This is a genomic window from Burkholderia sp. BC1 (genome assembly GCF_052683555.1).
Genome location: NZ_JBQYLP010000208.1, coordinates 1 through 20,673, shown reverse-complemented (window position 1 = coordinate 20,673; position 20,673 = coordinate 1). Strand labels below are relative to the sequence as shown.

Annotated in this window: 25 protein-coding genes; 10 read left to right on the top strand and 15 right to left on the bottom strand. The window is 64.8% G+C overall.

Features of this window, described 5'->3' with window-relative positions:
• Window positions 1–73: 73 nt before the first annotated feature.
• The 5 genes from ACSHSS_RS31935 to ACSHSS_RS31915 form a co-directional block, all read right to left on the bottom strand.
• Window positions 74–1,003, bottom strand: coding sequence for a TniB family NTP-binding protein (locus ACSHSS_RS31935; RefSeq protein WP_261536988.1), 930 nt, complete (start codon window positions 1,001–1,003; stop codon window positions 74–76).
• Complete coding sequence (locus ACSHSS_RS31930; RefSeq protein WP_261532512.1) at window positions 993–2,000, bottom strand: Mu transposase C-terminal domain-containing protein; 1,008 nt, start codon at window positions 1,998–2,000, stop codon at window positions 993–995. The genes ACSHSS_RS31935 and ACSHSS_RS31930 overlap by 11 nt, the downstream gene beginning before the upstream one ends.
• Window positions 1,945–2,940 carry a hypothetical protein gene (locus ACSHSS_RS31925; RefSeq protein WP_261532511.1) on the bottom strand — a complete coding sequence of 332 codons (996 nt, stop codon included), beginning with the start codon at window positions 2,938–2,940 and terminating at the stop codon, window positions 1,945–1,947. Before ACSHSS_RS31925 ends, ACSHSS_RS31930 begins: the two co-directional genes overlap by 56 nt.
• Window positions 2,921–3,556, bottom strand: coding sequence for a hypothetical protein (locus tag ACSHSS_RS31920; RefSeq protein ID WP_261532510.1), 636 nt, complete (start codon window positions 3,554–3,556; stop codon window positions 2,921–2,923). Before ACSHSS_RS31920 ends, ACSHSS_RS31925 begins: the two co-directional genes overlap by 20 nt.
• Before the next feature lie 286 nt (window positions 3,557–3,842).
• Window positions 3,843–4,199, bottom strand: a complete 357-nt coding sequence (locus tag ACSHSS_RS31915; RefSeq protein ID WP_261532509.1) for a helix-turn-helix domain-containing protein — start codon at window positions 4,197–4,199, stop codon at window positions 3,843–3,845.
• A 443-nt stretch (window positions 4,200–4,642) separates the two neighbouring features.
• Between ACSHSS_RS31915 and ACSHSS_RS31910 the strand changes: the two genes are divergently transcribed.
• From ACSHSS_RS31910 to ACSHSS_RS31900, 3 genes are all read left to right on the top strand, one after another.
• Complete coding sequence (locus ACSHSS_RS31910) at window positions 4,643–4,837, top strand: hypothetical protein (RefSeq protein ID WP_261532508.1); 195 nt, start codon at window positions 4,643–4,645, stop codon at window positions 4,835–4,837.
• Between the two features lie 423 nt (window positions 4,838–5,260).
• Window positions 5,261–5,878, top strand: a complete 618-nt coding sequence (locus ACSHSS_RS31905; RefSeq protein ID WP_006397605.1) for a LysE family translocator — start codon at window positions 5,261–5,263, stop codon at window positions 5,876–5,878.
• Window positions 5,879–5,981: 103 nt separating this feature from the next.
• A complete protein-coding gene (locus ACSHSS_RS31900) occupies window positions 5,982–6,230 on the top strand; it encodes a hypothetical protein (protein ID WP_012217756.1) in 249 nt (82 codons plus the stop codon).
• A gap of 159 nt (window positions 6,231–6,389) precedes the next feature.
• On the opposite strand, the gene ACSHSS_RS31895 is transcribed toward ACSHSS_RS31900, so the two are convergent.
• From ACSHSS_RS31895 to pobA, 7 genes are all read right to left on the bottom strand, one after another.
• A complete protein-coding gene (locus ACSHSS_RS31895) occupies window positions 6,390–7,748 on the bottom strand; it encodes an MFS transporter (RefSeq protein ID WP_006397603.1) in 1,359 nt (452 codons plus the stop codon).
• A 169-nt stretch (window positions 7,749–7,917) separates the two neighbouring features.
• The gene (gene pcaC / locus ACSHSS_RS31890) at window positions 7,918–8,304 is read right to left on the bottom strand and encodes a 4-carboxymuconolactone decarboxylase (RefSeq protein WP_006397602.1); all 387 of its coding nucleotides are present in this window, start codon (window positions 8,302–8,304) and stop codon (window positions 7,918–7,920) included.
• Between the two features lie 10 nt (window positions 8,305–8,314).
• Window positions 8,315–9,100: a 3-oxoadipate enol-lactonase gene (gene pcaD / locus ACSHSS_RS31885; RefSeq protein WP_060040064.1), complete on the bottom strand. Its 786-nt coding sequence runs from the start codon at window positions 9,098–9,100 to the stop codon at window positions 8,315–8,317.
• Window positions 9,101–9,117: 17 nt separating this feature from the next.
• Window positions 9,118–10,473: a 3-carboxy-cis,cis-muconate cycloisomerase gene (locus tag ACSHSS_RS31880; RefSeq protein WP_261532507.1), complete on the bottom strand. Its 1,356-nt coding sequence runs from the start codon at window positions 10,471–10,473 to the stop codon at window positions 9,118–9,120.
• A gap of 80 nt (window positions 10,474–10,553) precedes the next feature.
• Entirely contained in the window at window positions 10,554–11,207 is a 654-nt protein-coding gene (locus ACSHSS_RS31875; protein ID WP_006397598.1) for a CoA transferase subunit B, read from the bottom strand.
• Window positions 11,208–11,226: 19 nt separating this feature from the next.
• A complete protein-coding gene (locus ACSHSS_RS31870; RefSeq protein ID WP_006397597.1) occupies window positions 11,227–11,940 on the bottom strand; it encodes a 3-oxoacid CoA-transferase subunit A in 714 nt (237 codons plus the stop codon).
• Between the two features lie 143 nt (window positions 11,941–12,083).
• On the bottom strand, window positions 12,084–13,316 hold the full coding sequence (gene pobA / locus ACSHSS_RS31865; protein WP_006397595.1) for a 4-hydroxybenzoate 3-monooxygenase: 1,233 nt from the start codon (window positions 13,314–13,316) through the stop codon (window positions 12,084–12,086).
• Between the two features lie 3 nt (window positions 13,317–13,319).
• Between pobA and ACSHSS_RS31860 the strand changes: the two genes are divergently transcribed.
• The 4 genes from ACSHSS_RS31860 (at window position 13,320) to ACSHSS_RS31845 (ending at window position 15,927) form a co-directional block, all read left to right on the top strand.
• Window positions 13,320–13,496 carry a hypothetical protein gene (locus tag ACSHSS_RS31860; protein WP_153259981.1) on the top strand — a complete coding sequence of 59 codons (177 nt, stop codon included), beginning with the start codon at window positions 13,320–13,322 and terminating at the stop codon, window positions 13,494–13,496.
• A complete protein-coding gene (locus ACSHSS_RS31855; protein WP_012467756.1) occupies window positions 13,478–14,404 on the top strand; it encodes a LysR family transcriptional regulator in 927 nt (308 codons plus the stop codon). The genes ACSHSS_RS31860 and ACSHSS_RS31855 overlap by 19 nt, the downstream gene beginning before the upstream one ends.
• Before the next feature lie 89 nt (window positions 14,405–14,493).
• A complete protein-coding gene (folE, locus tag ACSHSS_RS31850; RefSeq protein ID WP_006397593.1) occupies window positions 14,494–15,123 on the top strand; it encodes a GTP cyclohydrolase I FolE in 630 nt (209 codons plus the stop codon).
• Window positions 15,124–15,927, top strand: a complete 804-nt coding sequence (locus ACSHSS_RS31845; protein WP_006397592.1) for an SDR family oxidoreductase — start codon at window positions 15,124–15,126, stop codon at window positions 15,925–15,927.
• A 152-nt stretch (window positions 15,928–16,079) separates the two neighbouring features.
• On the opposite strand, the gene epsC is transcribed toward ACSHSS_RS31845, so the two are convergent.
• Together epsC and ACSHSS_RS31835 are read right to left on the bottom strand one after the other, a co-directional pair.
• Entirely contained in the window at window positions 16,080–17,000 is a 921-nt protein-coding gene (gene epsC, locus ACSHSS_RS31840; RefSeq protein WP_006397591.1) for a serine O-acetyltransferase EpsC, read from the bottom strand.
• A gap of 136 nt (window positions 17,001–17,136) precedes the next feature.
• Entirely contained in the window at window positions 17,137–17,370 is a 234-nt protein-coding gene (locus ACSHSS_RS31835) for a hypothetical protein (RefSeq protein WP_006404583.1), read from the bottom strand.
• Between the two features lie 278 nt (window positions 17,371–17,648).
• Here ACSHSS_RS31835 and ACSHSS_RS31830 point away from each other — a divergent pair, with 278 nt between their 5' ends.
• The 3 genes from ACSHSS_RS31830 to fnr all read left to right on the top strand — a co-directional run bounded on the left by ACSHSS_RS31830 (window position 17,649) and on the right by fnr (window position 19,840).
• Window positions 17,649–18,059 (top strand): DUF3005 domain-containing protein, encoded by a 411-nt coding sequence (locus ACSHSS_RS31830; protein WP_060040055.1) that lies wholly within the window; start codon window positions 17,649–17,651, stop codon window positions 18,057–18,059.
• A 335-nt stretch (window positions 18,060–18,394) separates the two neighbouring features.
• Window positions 18,395–18,871, top strand: coding sequence for a universal stress protein (locus tag ACSHSS_RS31825; RefSeq protein ID WP_039222801.1), 477 nt, complete (start codon window positions 18,395–18,397; stop codon window positions 18,869–18,871).
• A gap of 222 nt (window positions 18,872–19,093) precedes the next feature.
• Window positions 19,094–19,840 carry a fumarate/nitrate reduction transcriptional regulator Fnr gene (gene fnr, locus ACSHSS_RS31820; RefSeq protein ID WP_006397586.1) on the top strand — a complete coding sequence of 249 codons (747 nt, stop codon included), beginning with the start codon at window positions 19,094–19,096 and terminating at the stop codon, window positions 19,838–19,840.
• A 79-nt stretch (window positions 19,841–19,919) separates the two neighbouring features.
• Here the strand turns inward: fnr and ACSHSS_RS31815 are convergent.
• The coding region (locus tag ACSHSS_RS31815) for a LysR family transcriptional regulator ArgP (RefSeq protein WP_445546105.1) at window positions 19,920–20,673 on the bottom strand (754 nt) is incomplete at its 5' end.

Sequence of the window (20,673 nt, the reverse complement as noted above, 5' to 3'; positions counted from 1 at the left end):
CCCTTATTTTAAGAGAGTCCTCGTGTCCTCAGATACGTGGGGCCACTCCAAACGCCAAGAAGAAGAGGGGTCGTCATTGCACGTCCTCCGCAAACGGTTCACCCGGTTGGTCAAGCGGAACGCCATTAAACTTCGAATCGAAGGGATCGCGAGAAGGTGGTGCATCCCTCCAGATATGAACGGGAAACGCCGCGGCAAAATCGTTCAGCGTGACACTTTTCCCACCGCGTCTCTCGGCAACCTGGTAAGCACCATTCAACAGCTTGCACATGTAGTCCACCAGTCCGGCAGTTGCGTAGTACAACTTCATCACGACACGCTTGTCGACAATATCCGTCATCGGCAATGGCATATCTTTGGCGAGCGCCTGCATCACGCCAATGAACGTTTGGGCGCCTTCGTTGGTGTTCACATTGAACGGGCGCATCTCCGTCACGCGAGAAAACCGGCGCCGCAATTGCCCATTGACTCGCAGCACACCCAGCAGCGACGGCAGCCCCGCGAGCACAACAGCAGCTGGGAGCCGGTCCAGCAGCACCTTCAGCCAGTTCGCAACCTGTCTCAGCGAACGGCGATCGCCCTCGACGAAGTGCTGAAACTCGTCGAGCACGATGATCTCCACGCCACAGCCGTGTACCAGTTTGACAATCTGCTCTGTCAGGCGCGCACTCGATTGACCAGCTTGCGCGATTTCACCCAAGGCAATCAACATAGCTTCAGCCAGCGATCTGACAGTCGGTACTGCAGGCACGATGACATAGAGAACCGGCACGTGCCGGCGCAACACCTCCTCTCGCACCGGGAATTGGGCACGATAGCATTCGAGCACGGTCGATTTTCCGGCTCCCGACGCCCCAATCGTCGCCAGACATCCTGCTTCACCGGATTCCCGCAGCCATTGATGGATCTCCTCGATACTCTTGAGCGCAGTAACGAAATCGGGATGTTCGACAATGCTTTTACGGACATTAAATCGCTTCATGATCAGCTCCTTACCGTTCATTGCGCTTCGTAACAGAAAATTCAGGAACACTATCGAATCTAACGACCATGGAGTCCACTTGATCGGACTGGGCGAAATTGTCCACGGCGTTCCCACCAGTGGCTCCCAACAAAAGATCCTTGCTCGACTTCCCCTTGATCTGCGCAACCCATTTGCGCTTCTTGAGTTTCTGATCAAGCTCCGCCTTGGCAATGTCGTCTGCGAGACGGATACGCGCTTTTCGAAGCGAGACAGGGTTGATATCGACGCTGCTGTCTCGCATGGCGCACGTGACTTCGTTGTGCATCCATCTGGTCAAATCCTTCGTGTAATCTGGATCGGTGCAATCAACGCGAAGGTATTCTTTCTGCCTTGGGTTGTAGACGTAGACAAAGCTGGTCTGCTCGTTGAAATACCGAACCTTGACTTTTTCGTCGTCCGATATGCTGTGACGAAGCAGTTGCAACGCACTGGAGTTGTACGACAGGTGATCAAACGTCACGCCACTGTTCGTGATCGGACGTATGATGGTGTCCGAGAACGCGACGGAAAGCTGATCGGGATCGGCCGGCATGTAGATAGGGGTCAGCCGTGCACTTTCCTGCCATGCCTGAAACGGTGTCTTGCCCTTCAAGCCACGATGTGGCGCGTGCTGGTAACATTCCACAATCCAGCGCACGACAAACACCGTTAGCTGTTCGAGGGTCACACACGCAAGCTTCTCGGACGGGTACTCTCCACGATCCTTGGTATTCGACCAAGTCGTCCCCGGAATCAAATGGAAGAGTTGTTCCGCTATCGTGCGCATGAACCGCTCCACACGGCCTTTGAACCATGGTGCACGGCTCGGGCAGTACACGAGTGAAATCCCCAACTCGTCGCAGCCGGCTCGTGTGGCGCCGCCGTGGAACTCCCACGCGTTGTCACCGAAGATCATCTCGGCTACACCTCGCGCCAACCATTCAAGATGCCCGAGGCTTAATCGGTTCAGTAGATCGCGCTTGCTGAGCATGGCCATTTGCATTGCCCATCCAACCTCCTCCTGGCCATGAGCGCGCCCCGATATGAAACCCCATCACCATGCGAGTGTGCGCATCAATGATGAGCGTCAGTACGGGACGGACGATGACCATACGGGTGCGCTCACAGACGCACAGCAAGTTCACCGGCGTGTGGTCAATCTCCCACCGCTCGTTGAGTCGTTTTGTTTTGAGCCGATGGAACACCGGTCTATACTGCTTCAGTGCTTCAGTGCGGCCCTCCCGGGCCGCGGTGACGAGATAGCTGTTCAGTTTCCCGACATGGCGATAAAGCGTCGCTCTACTAATCGTGGGTAGCGGATTTTCCAGGTCGCGTTCGTTATGAGCGTCAATGGCCTCCTCTACTTGATCGGACAATCTCGCGACGTTGAGTTTCTGGCCGTTGAGATAGTGCGTTTCGATGACATCTTCCACCCGCGTGAGCAGTGAACCATCGCGAATTTCGCGTCGTCCCTTGTTTTCATGTCGCGGCACCACGTCCATGACATCACGTGACGGCTGGTAGCGTTTTCTCCACCGACAGAAGGATCGATAGGTTGGCGGTATCGATGCGCCAACCTCGCACGCCACCCGTTTGATGACGGTCTCGACTTCGTGGACGCGCGAGCACTTCGCCTCCTCGACGGCTCTTAGGTAGACGAGTCGCGCACGCATCACGACAAGATCTTCTTCTTTGAAGGTGGTGACATCACGTCGAGCAACAACAATCGGTGACGCAGCCGTCTCACGTAGCGATTCGATACTGACGGACCATGTCCCATTACCGTGGCGTGCCCATATTTCAGTTTCGTGCAGGCGTATTGGCGAGCTGTAGTCGGAGCTGAGCTCGATTCGACCGTCGGGCAGCGCAGTCTGAACGTGCCAGACATACTCGCCCTCACGGAACTCGACGCCACGCTTAAGCAAAAATTTTTGCATCACGCACCTCCGAAGGAGCGACGTAAATGGCTGCGTCGGAGGTCAGCGGCACATCGAGATCGATACCCGCGGCGCCATTGGCGATCCAGGTCAACGCAACGTCGCGCGAACGGGCCAGATGCACGAGGTTTCGGAGGGTTTTCGGATACTTCTTTTCAACGAGCCACTGTGCTTCCCGGATCCGTTCGGACGAAATTCGCCCCAGCCACGGCCGCAAGAGCCGCAGAGTCTCGTGACGGGTGCCGGAGATGTAGGTACGTTCATCCCAAATGAAAAGGGCGTGTCCGTGCTCCGCAAGGACGGCTCTCGCACGCGCCATGCGGGCCTGCACTGAAGGCTTCTGCAGATCCTTTGCTGGCTTGGCTTCGACGAAGACAGTCGAACTGTCGCGCCGCACAATCTCGTAATCCGGCGTGTACCGAAAAAGCTGGCCGGCCTCACGAAGAACAAATGTTCTATCTTGAGCGCTACGAAAGCGCAGTACCTCAGGGCTGAACTCGAGCAAGAGGGTCGTCGCCTCTTCCGCCAGGGAATACCAAGGCATCGAGCAAGCGTTTTTGACAGAGGGCGTGAAACCTCGAAAATTTCCGCCACTGCGGGTATCGTACGAAGGCATGATGATGTCTCCTGCGCCCTTTCGGGCGCGTAGATGTCGGGGGCGCCAGTCCAAGTGGACGAGCGCCGGCCGCGCGGATGTCATTTCCACGCAACGAGGAGACGAGTTGGGCCTTGACGCCGATGAGGGGAGAGCTATACTGAAGTTGCTTAGGTTTCAGTTGTGCTCGCGCTCAGTCGGGTCGAAAGAACCAATCCGTCGTAAAGGGTTGGTTTTTTCTTTTCTGTCGAATAGGCAGTACTCCTAATTCAATAGGTTGATGGGGAAAGGCATTTTCAGGATGACGTTACCGATCCAGCCTCGCCACCAGCTCATCAAGCAAGGTGACTTCGTCACCGCTTAGACGCATCGACGCTCGCACCAGGCGATTGATCAGGCGCAACGTATCTGAGTGCAGGTCGTCAGGTAACCGCAATTTCCTTTGCGAGTCCAGAGCGGCTTCAAGTAATGAAGCGACATCGGCGTTGCTCATGCCGAGTACCGCGGCAATCCGCTCGATTTGTTCGGTCGATGGTGGCGGCTTAACCGCGCGTTCCAACTTCCAGACATATTGAATCGCGACCCCAAGCTGCCTGGCCACATTCGTCTGACTGAGGCCGGCTCGCTTTCGGTAGTGCACCAATGCGTTTGAGAATGGAGTCATCGCCTTCCACCTACACGTGTCCTATCTCCCAATGTATGTGGTGACCCAGCCGGCGGACAAGTAAATTTTTTCTTCTTCTCCGCAACAACAAAGGCGGAAGAACCCTCGTTCGAATCAAAAAATAGAGTCAGGCGTTATGGGAACGCTGAAAATGAGAAGGAAATAATTTCCCTTTTTGTACAAGTATCGGCTCGTATGTTTCGCGAGTAGGGTCGATTCATTCGTCAAACTTCTGAACGGCGTCCGCACGGAAATCGACGAAAATTAATCTATAGGTGTTCAAACGACGCGCAGATTTGCGGTGACGGATGAACGGTGCCGGCCGGCCGATAAGCATCCGTTGCGCGAAGGTTACACTCCCAGGACAAGTGCGGGCCGGGTTGCAAAGCAACACAAATAGCCAGGGCTCACATCGCCACGATTGGTATGACAAGGGGAAGTGTGTGCCGCAGAAAGACTGCACAGAGCCTCTAGGTCTACTTCGTCAGGTCATCAAGACGATCGACAAAGCCATCCCCGGCGATTGGATCAAGTTCTCGCTAAAGCAATATCGCGACAACCTCCGACTCGGAGCGGCCGCAGAGGCCGATCTTGGCGATGCGCTCAAGTGCCGCATCGACCTGCACGGGGAGGGTTAGCCGAACGAGCCGAGTAGCTTCGGCAGATGGCTTGCGCCCTGCCCTAAGCATCGAGTACCCCATTGGCTTGTGGAGACACGCCCAGACGTGAAACGACGATTGAGCGTCGCCAATGCGGCGATATCGATCTGACACCATCGACTAAACATTGCGTCGTAGGCCGTCATCGCCAAATATTCTCCGATCGTTTTATGCCTATCCATACGGGTTACATTCCAAACGCATGAAAGCTAGCCAATTATTCAAACACAACTTCTTGAGACTGCGGACATCTTTTCTGAGAGACAACAGCGTGTGAGCACGCGCCCGGCCTCACCGCCCTCCCCGTACCGGCATTCGCCAGGCAATCTGTACCGGTACTGTACTGACAATCGTCATTACACTGACCCCATTCCTGCCCAGAACCCGAATGGAGAACCCGCGATGGAATTCCTCACGCTGAGCGCGCTGCCCGCCGGCATGCTGTTCGCGCTCGTCACGTCGATCACGCCCGGCCCGAACAACACGATGCTGCTCGCCTCGGGCGTCAACTTCGGCTTCCGCCGCACGATGCCGCACCTGTTCGGCATCAGCATCGGCGTCGCGATCCTCATGCTCTGCGTCGGCTTCGGGCTCGGCGAAGCGTTCAAGCGCGTGCCGCTGCTGTACACGATTCTCGAAGTCGCGAGCGTCGCCTATCTGCTGTATCTCGCGTGGCGCATCGGCACGTCCGGCGAAGTGAAGGCGCACGGCGCGAAGCCGCGGCCGATGACGTTCATCGAAGCCGCCGCGTTCCAGTGGGTCAATCCGAAGGCATGGATGATGGTGCTGACCGCCGCGACGACGATCCGCCTGTCCGCCGATTACGGCATGAACGCCGCGTGGATGGCCGTCGTGTTCGTGCTGATCGGCTTTCCGTGCATCAGCCTGTGGGCCGCGTTCGGTCTCGGCCTGCGGCGTTTCCTGTCGAATCCGCGCGCGCTGCGCATCTTCAACGTGACGATGGCCGTGCTGCTGATCCTGTCCCTGTATCCGCTCGTCGCGCACGTATTGCCGCAGTGAGCGCTCACCGCCCATTGAGCTTCGCGCGACGCAGGCGTACGCTCTCGCTACTGACGCGTGCAGCCGCTTCGCCGGCTGCGCCGCCGCTGCCGGGAGATTGCCGATGAAGCCAATGCTGAGGGCGGGCGAGCGCATCGAAGGAATGCATTGGGTGGCCGAATACCATCCGGGCACGCACGACATCCGCGTGCTGCGCGAGGACATCGAAGTCGGCACTTACTGCGCGCCGCCGACGCTGTTCGGCGACGAGGAAGAGATGGGCGCCGCGAATCTCGCCGATCACCGCTGCCGCGAGGCCGCGCTGCGCGCGTATCTGCGCACGTTCGTCAAGGAACACGACGCGGAAGAATGAACGGCGGCACACGTGCCGCCGAGTCGACGGGCCGCGAATGCGGCCCGGATGCTTTTGCGCGACGACGCACGCGAGTCGCGAGGGGCGAGCCGCGACCCACGACCCATTGGCCGAGCCCGGCGCGCCTCCCGAACGCCGGCACGCCGAGCCTGTCCCCGCTCAGTGCCCGATCGGCTCGATCGTGCCGGTCGACGGCGTCGTCCGATGCGGGCGCGCGATCTGCTTGATCAGCAGCGCGACGCAGGCAAGCAGCCCGGCCACCGCGATCGTCGCGAACACGCCGGCGAACGAGAAATGCCGGCGCGTGAGTTCCGCAACCAGAAACGACCCGGCAATCCCGCCGAAGCGCCCGACGCCGAGCATCCACGCGACACCGGTGCCACGCCCTTCGGTCGGATAAAACGCAGCCGCGAGCGCGGGCATCGACGATTGCGCGGTGTTCATCAGCACGCCGGCGACGAACACGACCAGCACGAGGAGCCCGACGTTGCCGGCCGCCTGCCCGATCGCATAGACGCTGACGGCCGTCAGCGCATAGCAGACGGCGATCACGCGGTTCGCGTTGAAGCGATCCATCAGCACACCGCACAGCACTGCACCGACGCCGCCGAGCGGGAACAGCGCGGAAATCAGCGTCGCGCTCTTCGGCGTAAGGCCCGCATCCTTCAGCAGAATCGGCATCCAGTTGATCGACGCGTAGAAGATCACGAGCCCCATGAAGTACGCGGCCCACAGCATCACCGAGCCGATCACGTAGGAGCGCGACAGCACGACGCCGAGCCCCTTGCCGCCGGTCTGCGGCGCCGACTCGGTCATCGCGAACGCGCTCGCGTTCAGCGCGTCGCGCGAGATGCGCGCGAGCGTCGCGCGGATCCGGTCGACCGGATGGCCGTGCGCGACCATGAAGCGCACCGATTCGGGCATCTTCAACAGCAGCAGCACGCCGAGCAGCAGCGGCGTCACGCCGCCGAGCACCAGCACGCTGCGCCAGCCGAAATGCGGAATCATCCACGCGGCGAGAAACCCGCCGAATGCCGCACCGAGCGGAAAGCCGCAGAACATCAGGTTGATCACGGTCGCGCGGCGCTTGTCCGGGCAGAACTCGCCCATCATCGTGACCGCATTCGGCATCGCGGCGCCGAGCCCGACGCCGGTCACGAAGCGCAGCACGGTCAGATGCCCGATCGTCGTCGAGAACGCGGACACGAGGCACGCGATGCCGAACAGGAACACCGAGCCGAGCAGCAGCACGCGTCGCCCGAGCCGATCCGACAGCGGGCCCGACACGAGCGCGCCGCAGGCGAGGCCGAACAGCGCGGCGCTCAGCACCGGCGCGAGATCGGGCTTGGTGAGATTCCATTCGCCGAGCAGCGACGGCGCGATAAAGCCGATCGCGGCCGTATCGAATCCGTCGAGCAGGACGATCACGAAACACATGAGAAACACGAGCCACTGAAAGCCGCCGAACGGCTGCTCGTTGATGAAGGTCTGGACGTCGACCACCGCGGTGCGATTCACTGTCTGTCTCCTTGTCGATGTCGGGCTCGGCAGGCGCTCGATGCGCTGCGTGCCGCGACGCCGGATTGTCGGCGGCCCGGCGGGCGCCGGGCCATTCCTTTGTTTGCGTACCGGCCATCCGGTACGCGGCGCGCCGATGCACTGCCGGCGCGTTCGTTGCCAGTCGCGCTTAGCCTGCCGCGTCCTGTTCCTTGAAGATGCGATCCGCGAGATGGAACGCGGAATTCGCCGCCGGCACGCCGCAATAGATCGCGGTCTGCAGCAGCACTTCCTTGATCTCGTCGCGCGTCACGCCGTTGTTGCGTGCGGCGCGCAGATGCAGCGCCAGTTCCTCGCTGCGGTTCAGCGCGACCATCATCGCGATCGTCAGCAGGCTGCGCGTATGGCGCGGCAGGCCATCGCGCGTCCAGATCTCGCCCCACGCATAGCGCGTGATCAGGTTCTGGAATTCCTCGGTCACCTCCGTGCGGTTCTCGATCGAGCGGTCGACATGCGCGTCGCCGAGTACCGCGCGGCGCACCTTCATTCCGGCTTCGTAACGTTGCTGGTCGTCCATCGTCGCTGCCTCACGCGGTCAGGAAATCGAGCAGCGCGCGATTGAAATCGTCGGTGCGCTCGATGTTCGAAATGTGCGCGGCGTCGAATTCGACGTGACGCGCGCCCGGAATCGCGGCGGCCAGTGCGCGGCCCTGGTCGGGCGGCGTCGAGAGATCGTGCGCACCGGTCACGACGAGCACCGGCAGCGCGATGCCCTTCACTTCCTCGCGCAAGTCGGCCGCATTCAGCGCGTCGCAGTTCGCCGCATAGCCGTCCTTGTCGGTATGCACGAACGTGTCGCGGATCGCGTCGAACAGGCGCGGCTCGCGCTGCACGAACGCATCGGTGAACCAGCGCGGCAGCACCGCGTCGGCGAGTGCGGCCATCCCTTCGGTGCGCGCCTTGTGCGCACGCGGCGCCCAGACTTCCGGCGAGCCGATCTTCGCGGCCGTGTTCGCGAGCACCGCGCGGACGATGCGCGACGGGAAGCGCGCAGCCAGTGCGGCGCCGGTCAGGCCGCCCATCGAGATCCCGCAGAACGACGCCTGCGCGATCCCGAGATGATCGAGCAGGCCGATCACGTCGCCGGCGAGCTGGTCGATCGTGTACGAGCCGGCCGGCGCATCGGAATGGCCGTGGCCGCGCGTGTCGTAACGCAGCACGTTGAAGTGCTGCGTGAACGGACGAATCTGCGGCGCCCACATCTGCAGGTCCGCGCCGAGCGAGTTCGAGAAGACGAGCCACGGCGCGTCGTCGCGCGCGGCACGATCGATCCGGTAATGCAGTTTTACGCCGTTGACGGTGGCGAAAGGCATCGGTGTTCTCCTGGTGGTTACGTGCGCGCGTGCAGTGCGAGCACGGCGTCGACGTAGGCATGCGCCTCGCCGACGTAATGAGCGGGGTCGAGCAACTGTGCGAGCGCGTCGCGCGACAGGTGGGCCGACACGGTCGCGTCGGCGGCGAGCACGTCGAACAGCGTCGCGCCGGTGCGCACGGCTTCCTTCGACGCGTGCTCGACGACGTGATGCGCGTCGAGACGGCCGATCCGGTCGCCGAGCGCGAGCATCACCGCTTCGCCGAGGATCAAGCCGTGCGTGAGGTCGAGGTTCGCCGCGAGGCGTTCGGCGTTCACGTCGAGGCCCGCGACGATCTGCGCGATCTGCGCAAGCGCGCCGCCGGCGAGGCGCGCGAGGTCGGGCAGCGCGTCCCACTCGGCCTGCCAGCCGCCGAGCGCGCGCTCGTGTTCCTGGACCATCCCCGCGAACACGGTCGCGACGAGGCCCGGTGCGCGCACCGCGGCCGTCAGCACGGCGGCGCAGCCCACAGGGTTGCGCTTGTGCGGCATCGTCGACGAACCGCCCTTGCCGGCCGCGGCCGGTTCGCCGAGTTCGCCGACTTCGGTCTGCATCTGCAGCGAGATGTCGCGCGCGATCTTGCCGAGCGTACCGATCAGCATGCCGAACCATGCCGCGGCCTCGGCGATGCGGTCGCGCTGCGTATGCCACGGCACCGGCGGTGCGGCGAGCTCGAGCTCTTTGGCCAGGGCGGCGCTCACGCCGCTCGCGCGATCGCGCAGGCTCGCGAGCGTGCCGGCCGCGCCGCCGAACTGCAGCACGAGCACGCGCGCGCGCAGCTCGGCGAGCCGCGTGCGATGACGCAGCAGCGCGTCGAGCCACTGCGCGAACTTCAGGCCGAGCGTGATCGGCAATGCCTGCTGCAGCCAGGTGCGGCCGATCATCGGCGTCGCGCGATGTGTGCGCGCGAGCGTCGCGAGCGACGCGCACGCGTCGTCGAGCATCGGCTCGAGCACGTCGAGCGTATCGCGCAGCTGAAGGACGGTCGCGGTATCGATGATGTCCTGGCTCGTCGCGCCCCAATGGACGAACTTCGCGGCCTCGGCATCGTCGGCCTTCACCTGCGCGGTGAGCTGCTTGACGAGCGGAATCGCGAGATTGCCGCCGAGCGCCGCGTCGCGCGCGAGCGCATCGGCATCGAGACGGTCGGCCACGCACGCGCGTTCGATCGGCGCGACCGCGGCGGCCGGGATGACCTGTTGCACGGCCAGCGCGCGCGCGAGCGCGGCTTCGACGTCGAGCATCCGCTGGACGGTGGCACGGGGCGACCAGATCCGGTTGAGCGGCTCGATGCCGCAGATGAGGGAGGTCAGGCGGGCGCTGTCTTCGAGCATGGCGTCGGATGGGAAAACGGGTGGCCTATTGTCCACCGAAGCGCGCCGGCGTGCGCACGCGCGCGCCGGCCGCTTGCGGTTCAGGCCGCCTTGCGCGTCGCGTCGATCAGCGGCACGCCGGTCAGCTTCTGCAGTTCGTCGAACGACAGGTCGGTGAAGATCTCGCTCACCGCGAGGCCGTCGGACGTCACGTCGAGCACGGCGAGATCCGTATAGATGCGGCTCACGCACTGCACGCCCGTCACCGGATACGAGCACTGCGCGACGATCTTGCTCTCGCCCTGCTTCGTCAGGTGCTCCATCATCACGAACACCTGCTTCGCGCCGATCGCGAGATCCATCGCGCCGCCGACCGCCGGAATCGCATCGGGCGCGCCCGTATGCCAGTTCGCGAGGTCGCCGTTCGCGGACACCTGGAACGCGCCGAGCACGCAGTAATCGAGATGGCCGCCGCGCATCATCGCGAACGAATCGGCGTGGTGGAAGTAGGCGCCGCCCGTAAGCAGCGTCACGTGCTGCTTGCCGGCGTTGATCAGCTCGTCGTCTTCCTCGCCGGGCGCGGGCGCCGGGCCCATGCCGAGCAGGCCGTTCTCGCTGTGCAGGAAGATTTCCTTGCTCGGATCGAGGTGGTTCGCCACCAGCGTCGGCACGCCGATGCCGAGGTTTACATACGCGCCTTCGGGGATGTCCTGGGCGACGCGCTTGGCCATTTCATCGCGGGTCAGTCGTTTCATGTCGGATCTCCTCGGGCGGTCAGGCGGCTTGCGATGCGCGTGCTGCGGCCAGCTCGGCCGCATGCGCTGCCTGCGGCACTTCGACGATGCGCTGCACGAAAATCCCCGGCGTCACGATGTGTTCCGGGTTCAGCGCGCCGAGCGGCACGACCTGCGACACCTGCACGATCGCGACCTTCGCGGCGCTCGCCATGATCGGCCCGAAGTTGCGCGCGGTCTTGCGATAGACGAGATTGCCCCAGCGATCGCCCTTGTACGCCTTCACGAGCGCGAAATCGGCGTGAATCGGCGTTTCGAAGACGTACGGCTTGCCGTCGATCACGCGCGTTTCCTTGCCTTCCGCGAGCTTCGTGCCATAGCCGGTCGGCGTGAAGAAGCCGCCGATGCCGGCACCCGCCGCGCGAATGCGCTCGGCCAGGTTGCCCTGCGGCACGAGCTCCAGCTCGATCTCGCCGGCGCGGTACAGCGCGTCGAACACCTGCGAGTCGCTCTGGCGCGGGAACGAGCAGATGATCTTGCGCACCCGCTTCGCCTTCAGCAGGGCCGCCAGGCCCGTCTCGCCGTTGCCCGCGTTGTTGTTGACGATCGTCAGGTCGCGCGCGCCCTGCTCGATCAGCGCGTCGATCAGCTCGGACGGCATGCCGGCCGTGCCGAAGCCGCCGATCATGATCGTCGCGCCGTCGTGAACGTCGGCGACCGCCGACTGAAGCGATTCGAAAATCTTGTTGACCATGTCTCTTCCTGATACGAACCCGCGGCACGATGCGCGGCTGTCGGAGGAACACGCGCGTGCCGCGTGCCGTGCCGAAACCGGCTCCGGCTTCGGCGTTTTGTTCGCTAATCGAACCTAGATTCGATTAGCGAACGATGGGCCGATCATAGAGTCGCGCACAGCGCGTTGTCAAGGCGGGATGTTTCGGGGCCGGCTTCGTCGTCGAACGGCAGCCCGACGTAGTTTTCCGCGAGCGATTGCGCGGCGGCACGCGAGCGCGTCACGTACTTCAGTTCCGCGAGCTTGAGCCGGTTCACGAACGGCGTATCGTCGGCAGACGGGTGCAGCATGTTCGTCATGAAGTACGAGAAATGCTCGGCGCGCCACACGCGCTCGAGGCAGGTCGCCGAATACGCATCGAGCGCCGTCGCGTCGCCGGTCCGGTAGCGCGCTCCGAGCGCGCGCGACAGCGCGCGGACGTCGGCGACCGCGAGGTTCATCCCCTTCGCGCCGGTCGGCGGCACGATGTGCGCCGCGTCGCCGGCGAGGAACAGGCGGCCGTACTGCATCGTCTCCGACACGAAGCTGCGCATCGGCGTCACGCTCTTCTGCGTGATCCGGCCCTCGGTCGGCGTCCAGCCCGTGTCGTTCGAAAAGCGCGTATGCAGTTCGTCCCAGATCCGCGCGTCGGACCAGGCGCCGAGATCCTCGTCCGGGCGGCACTGCAGATACAGCCGCGTGACGGTCGGCGAGCGCATCGAGAACAGCGCGAAGCCGCGCTCGTGGTGCGCATAGACGAGCTCGTCGAGCGACGGCGCCGCGTCGGCGAGGATGCCGAGCCACGCGAACGGATAGACGCGCTCGAACGTGCGCAGCCGCTCGGCCGGAATCGTCTGCCGCGCGATCCCGTGGAAGCCGTCGCAGCCGGCAATGTAGTCGCAGTCGATGCGGTCCGCGCGGCCGTCGGCGTGCTTGAACGTGACGAACGGGCGATCGCCGTCGACATCGTGCAGCGCGACGTCGGTCACGTCGAAATGCATCGGATGACCGTGCTCGACGCCGGCCGCGATCAGGTCGCGCACGACCTCGTGCTGGCTATAGACCGTGATCGCGCGGCCGCCGGTCAGGCCGCTCAGATCGATGCGGTGACGCTGGCCGCCGAACAGCAGCTCGATCCCGTGATGCTGGAGCCCTTCGCGCCGCATGCGGTCGCCGAGGCCGGCCGCATTGAGCGTGTCGACGGTGCCCTGTTCGAGCACGCCCGCGCGAATGCGGTTCTCGCAGTATTCGCGCGAGCGCGCTTCGAGGAGGATCGATTCGACGCCTTGCAGGCGCAGCAGATGGGAAAGCAGAAGGCCGGCGGGGCCGGCGCCGATGATGGCGACCTGGGTGCGCATGACATGTCTCCTGTCGACCGGGCGGCGGCTTCGCGCCTGCACCGGATCGGTTCGAAATTGAACATTGGTTCGATTGGTGAACGCATTTCAGCGCTTTCCCGACTATGCGGCAACGCGATTCCGGAGATAACTTCTATCCGTTTTCAAGATATTGGCCGGCAATGGACGCGCTCGATCTGAACCTCATTCCCTATCTCGTCGCGCTCGACGACACGCGCAACGTGAGCCGCGCGGGCGAACTGCTCGGCGTCAGCCAGCCGCGCGTGAGCACGGCGCTCGGGCGCCTGCGCGCGTATTTCGGCGATCCGCTGTTCGTGCGCACCTCGCGCGGGATGGAGCCGACGCCGCGTGCGCTCGCGCTGCTGCCCGCCGCGCGCGACGCGCTCGCGCAGATCGAGCGCGGGCTCGTCGCGCCGCACGACTTCGATCCGGCCGCGAGCACGCATACGTTTTCGATCGCGCTGTCGGACGTCGGCGAGATCGTGTTTCTGCCGAAGCTGCTGCAGGCGTTCGCGCAGTGCGCGCCGCATGCGAACCTGCGCTCGGTGTCGCTGCCGCACGATGAAGTCGGGCGCGGCCTCGAGGCCGGCTCGATCGATCTCGCGGTCGGCTATTTCCCCGATCTCGACGGCAACAACTTCTTCCAGCAGCGTCTGTTCACGCATCGCTTCGTGTGTCTGATGCGGCGCGGCCACCCGCTCGAGCAGGCGCGGCCGTTCACCGTCGAGCAGTTCCTCGAAAGCGGGCATGCGGTCGTGCGCGCCGAGGGACGCAGCCAGGAAGTGCTCGAGAAATATCTCGCGAAGCAGCGAATGCAGCGCCGCGCGGTGCTCGAGACGCCGCACTTCATGAGTCTGCCGTTCATCCTGAGCCGCACCGATCTGATCGCGACGGTGCCGCACGCGATCGGTTACGCCTACGCGGCCGAGCACGCGTTCATCGTGCCGGTCGAGCCGCCGCTGCCATTGCCGCGCTTCGACCTGAAACAGCACTGGCATCGCAAATTCCACAACGATCCGCGCACGGCGTGGCTGCGCGGCGTCGTCGCGTCGCTGTTCAACGACGAGCAGGACGAGTGGCCGAAGTGAGCGCGGGGCCGCACGCACGAAGCGCGAAAGCATGAAACAATGCCCGGATACCGCGCCGCCGCAAACGGCGCCTTCGATGGAGCAACGCTATGGGAAAAAAAACCGCGCGGTCCGAGCCGGCCGCATCCCGCCCGAGTCGTGAAGAAGCCGAGGACGCCGTACGCGTCCTGCTGCGCTGGGCCGGCGACGATCCGACGCGCGAAGGGCTGATCGATACGCCTGCGCGCGTCGTGCGCGCCTACGAGCAGTTCTTCGCCGGCTATGCGATCGAGCCGCGCGACATCCTCGCGCGCACGTTCAGCGAAGTCGACGGCTACGACGAAATGATCGTGCTGAAGGACATCCGCTTCGAGAGCTACTGCGAGCATCACATGGTGCCGATCATCGGCCGCGCGCACGTCGCGTATCTGCCGAATCACCGTGTGGTCGGCATCTCGAAGCTCGCGCGCCTCGTCGATGCGTTCGCGAAGCGTCTGCAGATCCAGGAAAAGATGACGGTGCAGATCGCCGACACGCTGTTCGACGTGCTGCAGCCGAAAGGCGTCGGCGTGATACTCGAAGCCGCGCATCAGTGCATTTCGACGCGCGGCGTGCACAAGCCGGGCGTCGAGATGGTCACGTCGCGGATGCTCGGCACGTTCCGCACCGATCCGTCGACGCGGCGCGAATTCCTGTCGATCGTCGCGAACCCGTCTTCCGTGAACCTGACGAATACGTAAATGCAGTCAACGAAGCAAGCGGCGGATGCGCCCGTCGTGCTGGTGACCGGCGCCGCGCGCCGTGCCGGCCGCGCATTCGCCGAGTATTTCGCCGCGCACGGCTATCGCACCGCCGTGCACTACGACCGCTCGGCCGACGCGGCCGAAGCGGCGGCCCGCGCGATCGCCGAACGCGGCCCCGACTCCGTCGCGCTGCAGGCCGACTTGTCCGACGAGGCCCAGATCGCGTCGCTGATCGACGCCGTGTACGCGCGCTTCGGCCGCCTCGACGTGCTCGTGAACAATGCGTCGGTGTTCTGGCAGGACCATTTCCCGAGCTTCGATCTCGCCGCGTTCGATCACGCGTGGACCGTGAACTGTCGCGCGCCGATCCTGCTCACGCGCGCGTTCTACGAGCGCGCGCGGGCAGCGGGCACGCAGGGCGTCGTCGTGAACGTCGTCGATCAGAAGATCAAGGAAAACTTCCATCGCGACCATTTCAGCTATACGGTCGCGAAGGCGGCGCTCGGCAATCTGACGCAGATGCTCGCGCTGTCGGCCGCGCCCGTGCTGCGTGTGAACGCCGTGTTCCCGGGCCTGATGCTGCCGAGCGACGACCAGACGCAGGCCGATTTCGAACACGCGAGCCGAGCGTCGACGCCGCTCGCGCGCATCGCGGGCCCCGACGACGTCGCGAGCGCGATCCTGCTGCTGACGGGCAGCGCGTACAACGGCGTGGATTTCGTCGTCGATGCGGGGCAGAACCTGATTCGCGTCGATCAGGACGTGCTGTACAAGCATCGCTCGCCGAGCAGCCGGCACTGACGATCGGCGCGCGCGAAGCGCGCCGCCTTTTGCACTGCCACAAGCCGCTGCGCCGGCGACGATTTCGCCGCTTCGGCGTTGCGCCGATTCCGGCGTTCCTGCGTTCCTGCCTACGGCCCGCAGCGGCCGCTTCCCGACACGCGCGTGCCGCGTTACGGCTTCTCCGCGCGCTCGCCTTCCCGCACCTTCCCCTGCGCGACGCTCGTGCCGGGCGGCACGCTGTGCGTGAGCCACACGTTGCCGCCGATCACCGACCCGCGCCCGATCGTCACGCGGCCGAGAATCGTCGCGCCCGCGTAGATCACGACGTCGTCCTCGACGATCGGATGGCGCGCATTGCCCTTGACGAGCGCGCCGTCGCCGTCGGCCGGGAAGCTCTTCGCACCGAGCGTGACGGCCTGATAGACGCGCACGCGCTCGCCGATGATCGCCGTCTCGCCGATCACGACGCCCGTGCCGTGATCGATGAAGAAGCTCGGCCCGATCTGCGCGCCGGGGTGAATGTCGATGCCGGTGGCCGAATGCGCGATCTCGTTGATGAACCGCGCGAGCAGCGGCACGCCGAGCCGGTGCAGCGCATGCGCGAGCCGGTGATGCATCATCGCCAGCACGCCCGGATAGCACAGCAGGATTTCGGTGATGTGTTGCGCGGCGGGATCGCCGGCATAGGCGGCCTGGATATCGCTGACGAGCAAGGCGCGAATCGCCGGCAGCTGCCTGCCGAATTCGCGTGCGATCTCGAACGCGCGTTCCTCGAGTGCCGCCGGCGGCGTATCGGCATGCTCGGGCAGGAACGGCAGCGCGCGGCGGATCTGTTCGGAGAGGATGCGCAGCGTGCTTTCGAGCGTATGGCCGACGTAGTAGTCGACGCTTTCGTCGGTGAGATCCGGCGCGCCGTAATGCGTCGGAAACATCGACGCGCGCAGGCCGGTCACGATCTTGCAGATCGCGTCGCGCGACGGCAGTTCGCGGATGCCGCGCGGATGACGCGTGCGGTGGCGCTCCTCGCGCGATTCGCGCAGGCCGGCGACGATTTCTTCGAGGCCCCACTGACGGACGGGTGATGTCGACATAGGTCAAAGCAGACGGCCGAGCTGCGTCGCTCGGCCGCGAATAAAGTGACGGGTCCGACAAGATTACCGCGTTTTTCGCCGGCGGGCGGCATGCCGCGCATCGGCTCGATGGCCGATGCCCGTCACAGCCGCGACGTCACATCGTGATGCTGCTCGCGTCGATCCAGCGCACCGCCCAGTCGCGCGCGTGCGCGATGGCAGCGTCCTCGTCGTTGAACTGGAGGTCGGACGGAAAAAAACGGTTCGCCACGAGCTCCCCGTCGCTCGATCGCGAGATCACGACGTAGGGCTTGAACGAACCGTCGCTGGTGCGCGCGGGCGCGCAATTCAACAGATAACCGCGATGCGTGAAGGCAGTAGTCGCTTGCATGGAATCCGCCACCTCTAGTCCCTTGCTTTGTTGTTCACTACCCGTCTTGGAGGGTGTTGGCGCCCCGGCGCGGGCAGAGGCGGCGAGTTCGCATCCCCTGTCGCCGCTTCGCAAGAAACGAATCATACTCTGGAGAAAACGCGGGTTCTAGTTGAAATAAATCATGACGAATCAGTGCGCGCGCAGGCGACCGCGGCGATCGCCCGCGCGCCGTTTTCCCGTCGTGCCCGGAACGGGATTTGCTTGATCCGGAGCGTTTCGCCGCGAGGAGCGTCGCGATGGCGTCATCGACCCCAAACCGTCCTGTCCGTCCGCGCAGCATCGAACTCGACAACGACGACACGCTCGACAGCACCGTCGATACCGACGGCAAGCACCGCGAGGCCGCGCGCCTTGCCGGCGGCGGACCGTTCTCTCCCGACCAGATCACGCGCAGCAATGCATCGCTCGTCAACGCGATGCCGGAGGCCGGCGACGGCCTCGCCGGCTTCGACAGCCGGCCGGGCGGCAATCATCCGGCGTTCGCGCTGCGTGCGGGCTATGTGCTCGTCGAAAAGGGTTTCGACGCGCCGGCCGCCGTCGGCGACGACACGTTCGGCGCCGTGCACCGGATGTACGGCAGCGTGTACGGGCCCGGCCACGATCGACGGCCCGGGCGGGTGATCGAGCTGGCGCCGGCCAACCGGTAGCCGGCGCGGCAGGTCGCGCACGGCGCCGAGGCGCGGCGCGCGTTGCTTGCGCGTCGGCACGTGCGTTTGAATCGATCGTTTGCGGAACGGCTGCACCGCGGGCGATCGACGCGCGCGGGTATCGGCGCGCGCGGTGCGCATGCGTGCGTGCATGGTGCGGCATCGTGCGACGCAAGATACTGCGTCGCGCCGCCACGTCATGCGCGCTCGCCGCGACAACGCGCGGACCGGCTCGGCACTGCAAAGTCGCGGGCATTCGTTTACTCTGCGACGCAGCAACGCAGGCCGGAGCGGCCGTCCGGCCGACTTCCGTTCAACCGCCTCTCGGAGACACCATGTACAAACGCATTCTGGTTGCCGTCGACGGCAGCGATACGTCGCGCCACGCGTTCGAAGCAGCACTCGCGCTCGCGAAAGCGCATGGCGCGGAACTGCAGGCGCTCTACGTCGTCGAGAACGCCGCGATCTACTACAACGTGCCCGGCTACGATCCGTCGGTGCTGCGCGATCAGCTGCTCGCGCAGGGCGCCGAACTCGCGGCGGAATTCTCCGCGCAGATGCAGGCAGCGGGCGTCAAGGGCGAGACGCTGACCAACGAGGCGTCGTCGTTCAACGACGTCTCGTCGCTGATCCTCGACGGCGCAAAAGCGTTCGGCGCGGAGTTGCTCGTACTCGGCACGCACGGGCGTCGCGGCTTCCGCCGGCTCGTGCTGGGCAGCATCGCCGAACAGTGCGTGCGGCACGCATCGCTGCCCGTGCTGCTGATTCCTGCTGCCGCGCACGCGGACGCAGACGCAGGCGCATCGGCCTGAGCGCGGCATCGCGCGCGCCGGTTTCCGCGGCGCGCGGCCGCCTCGTGCCGATCGACCGGCGATCGAACGCAGATCGTTGCGCACGCACCCGATGCGGTGCGATGCGTATCACGCGCTCAAAGGCTCGCACGCGCGGGCGCGCCGTCGCGACGTTTTGTCACCCGACACGCGCATCTTGCGGTGGGACAATGATTCCGTCGATTCAACGCCGGAGTAAACATCATGCTGACGCCCGTCGCCACACGCCCCGCCGCCACGCCCCACGCAGCCGGCTGGGCGCCTCGTCAGGCTGCGCACTGCTCGTCGTGCGCGATGCGGCACCTTTGCATGCCGCAAGGCCTCGCCCCCGAAGCGCTGAGCCGCCTCGAAGCGGTGATCTGCGCCGCGCGTCCCGTCAAGCGCGGTGAAGCTCTGTTCCGCGAAGGCGATGCGTTCGACAACCTGTATGCGGTCCGTTCCGGTTCGCTGAAAACCGTTGCGACGCGTCACGACGGTCGCGAGCAGGTCACGGGCCTCCATCTCGCCGGCGAAGCGCTCGGCCTCGACGGCATCTGCGACGACACGCATCCGCGCACCGCGATCGCGCTCGAAGACAGCTCCGTCTGCGTGATTCCGTACGCCGCGCTGAAAGCGCTCTGCTCGGAAGCCGGCTCGATGCAGCTGCGCATGCACAAGCTGATGAGCGAGCAGATCGTGCGCGAAACCTCGCAGGCGATGCTGCTCGGTTCGCTGAATGCCGAGGAGCGGGTCGCCGCGTTCCTGCTCGACGTGTCGTCGCGCTATCTGAAGCGCGGTTACTCGCCGTCGGAATTCAATCTGCGGATGACGCGCGAAGACATCGGCAGCTATCTCGGCATGACGCTCGAAACGGTCAGCCGCACGCTGTCGAAATTCCAGAAGCGCGGCCTGATCGAAATGCGCGGCCGCCTCGTTCAGATCGTCGACTTCGACGGCCTGCATCACGTGTGATCGTGCGACGCGCGGCGCCTGCGCTGCGCGCCGCCTTCGCGCCTTTCTCCGCCCCTCCCCGCCTCTCCCCGCCGCACCGTCAATCGAGAAACAGCGCGGCGCGCGCCTTCAGCGCCGCGCTGAAATCGTCGAGCCAGCCGATCGATAGACGCCAGCTCTGCCAGTAAAGCTCGATGTCGACGGTGCGCCCGGCCGACATGTCGACCAGTTCGCCCGCCGCCAGTTGACGGTCGACCATCCGGTCCGGGCACATCCCCCATCCCAGCCCGGTTTCGCAGGCGCGCAGATAGCCCGCGACGTGCGGTATCCAGTGCTGCGGCGGATCGAGATCGGCCCGTGTCACGCGCCGGATGAAACGCGCCTGCAAACCGTCCTTCGGATTGAACATCACGCACGGCGCGCGGCGCAGTGCGTCGCGCGTGATACCGGCGCCGAAGTAGCGCGCATGAAACGCGGGCGAGCAGACCGCGCGGTAGCGGATGCGCCCGAGCCGCGTCGACCGGCAGCCCTGGATCGGCTCGGCCTGCGCGGTGACCGCGCCCTGCACGCTGCCGTCGCGGATGCGCTCGGCCGTATAGTCCTGATCGTCGATTACCAGATCGAGCAAGGTCTCGCGTTCGGCGCAGAATGGCGCGACGGCGTCGACGAACCAGGTCGCGACGCTGTCGTCGTTGACGGCCACGCGCAGCGTCGGCCACGTCGACGCGAGCGGCCCCGGCAACGCCGGCATCCGGCCCGACAGCTCGGCCTCGAGCAGCTGCACGCGCTCGGTATGCCGGCACAGCAGCGCGCCCGACGTCGTCGCGACGCACGGCTGACCGCGCTTCACGAGC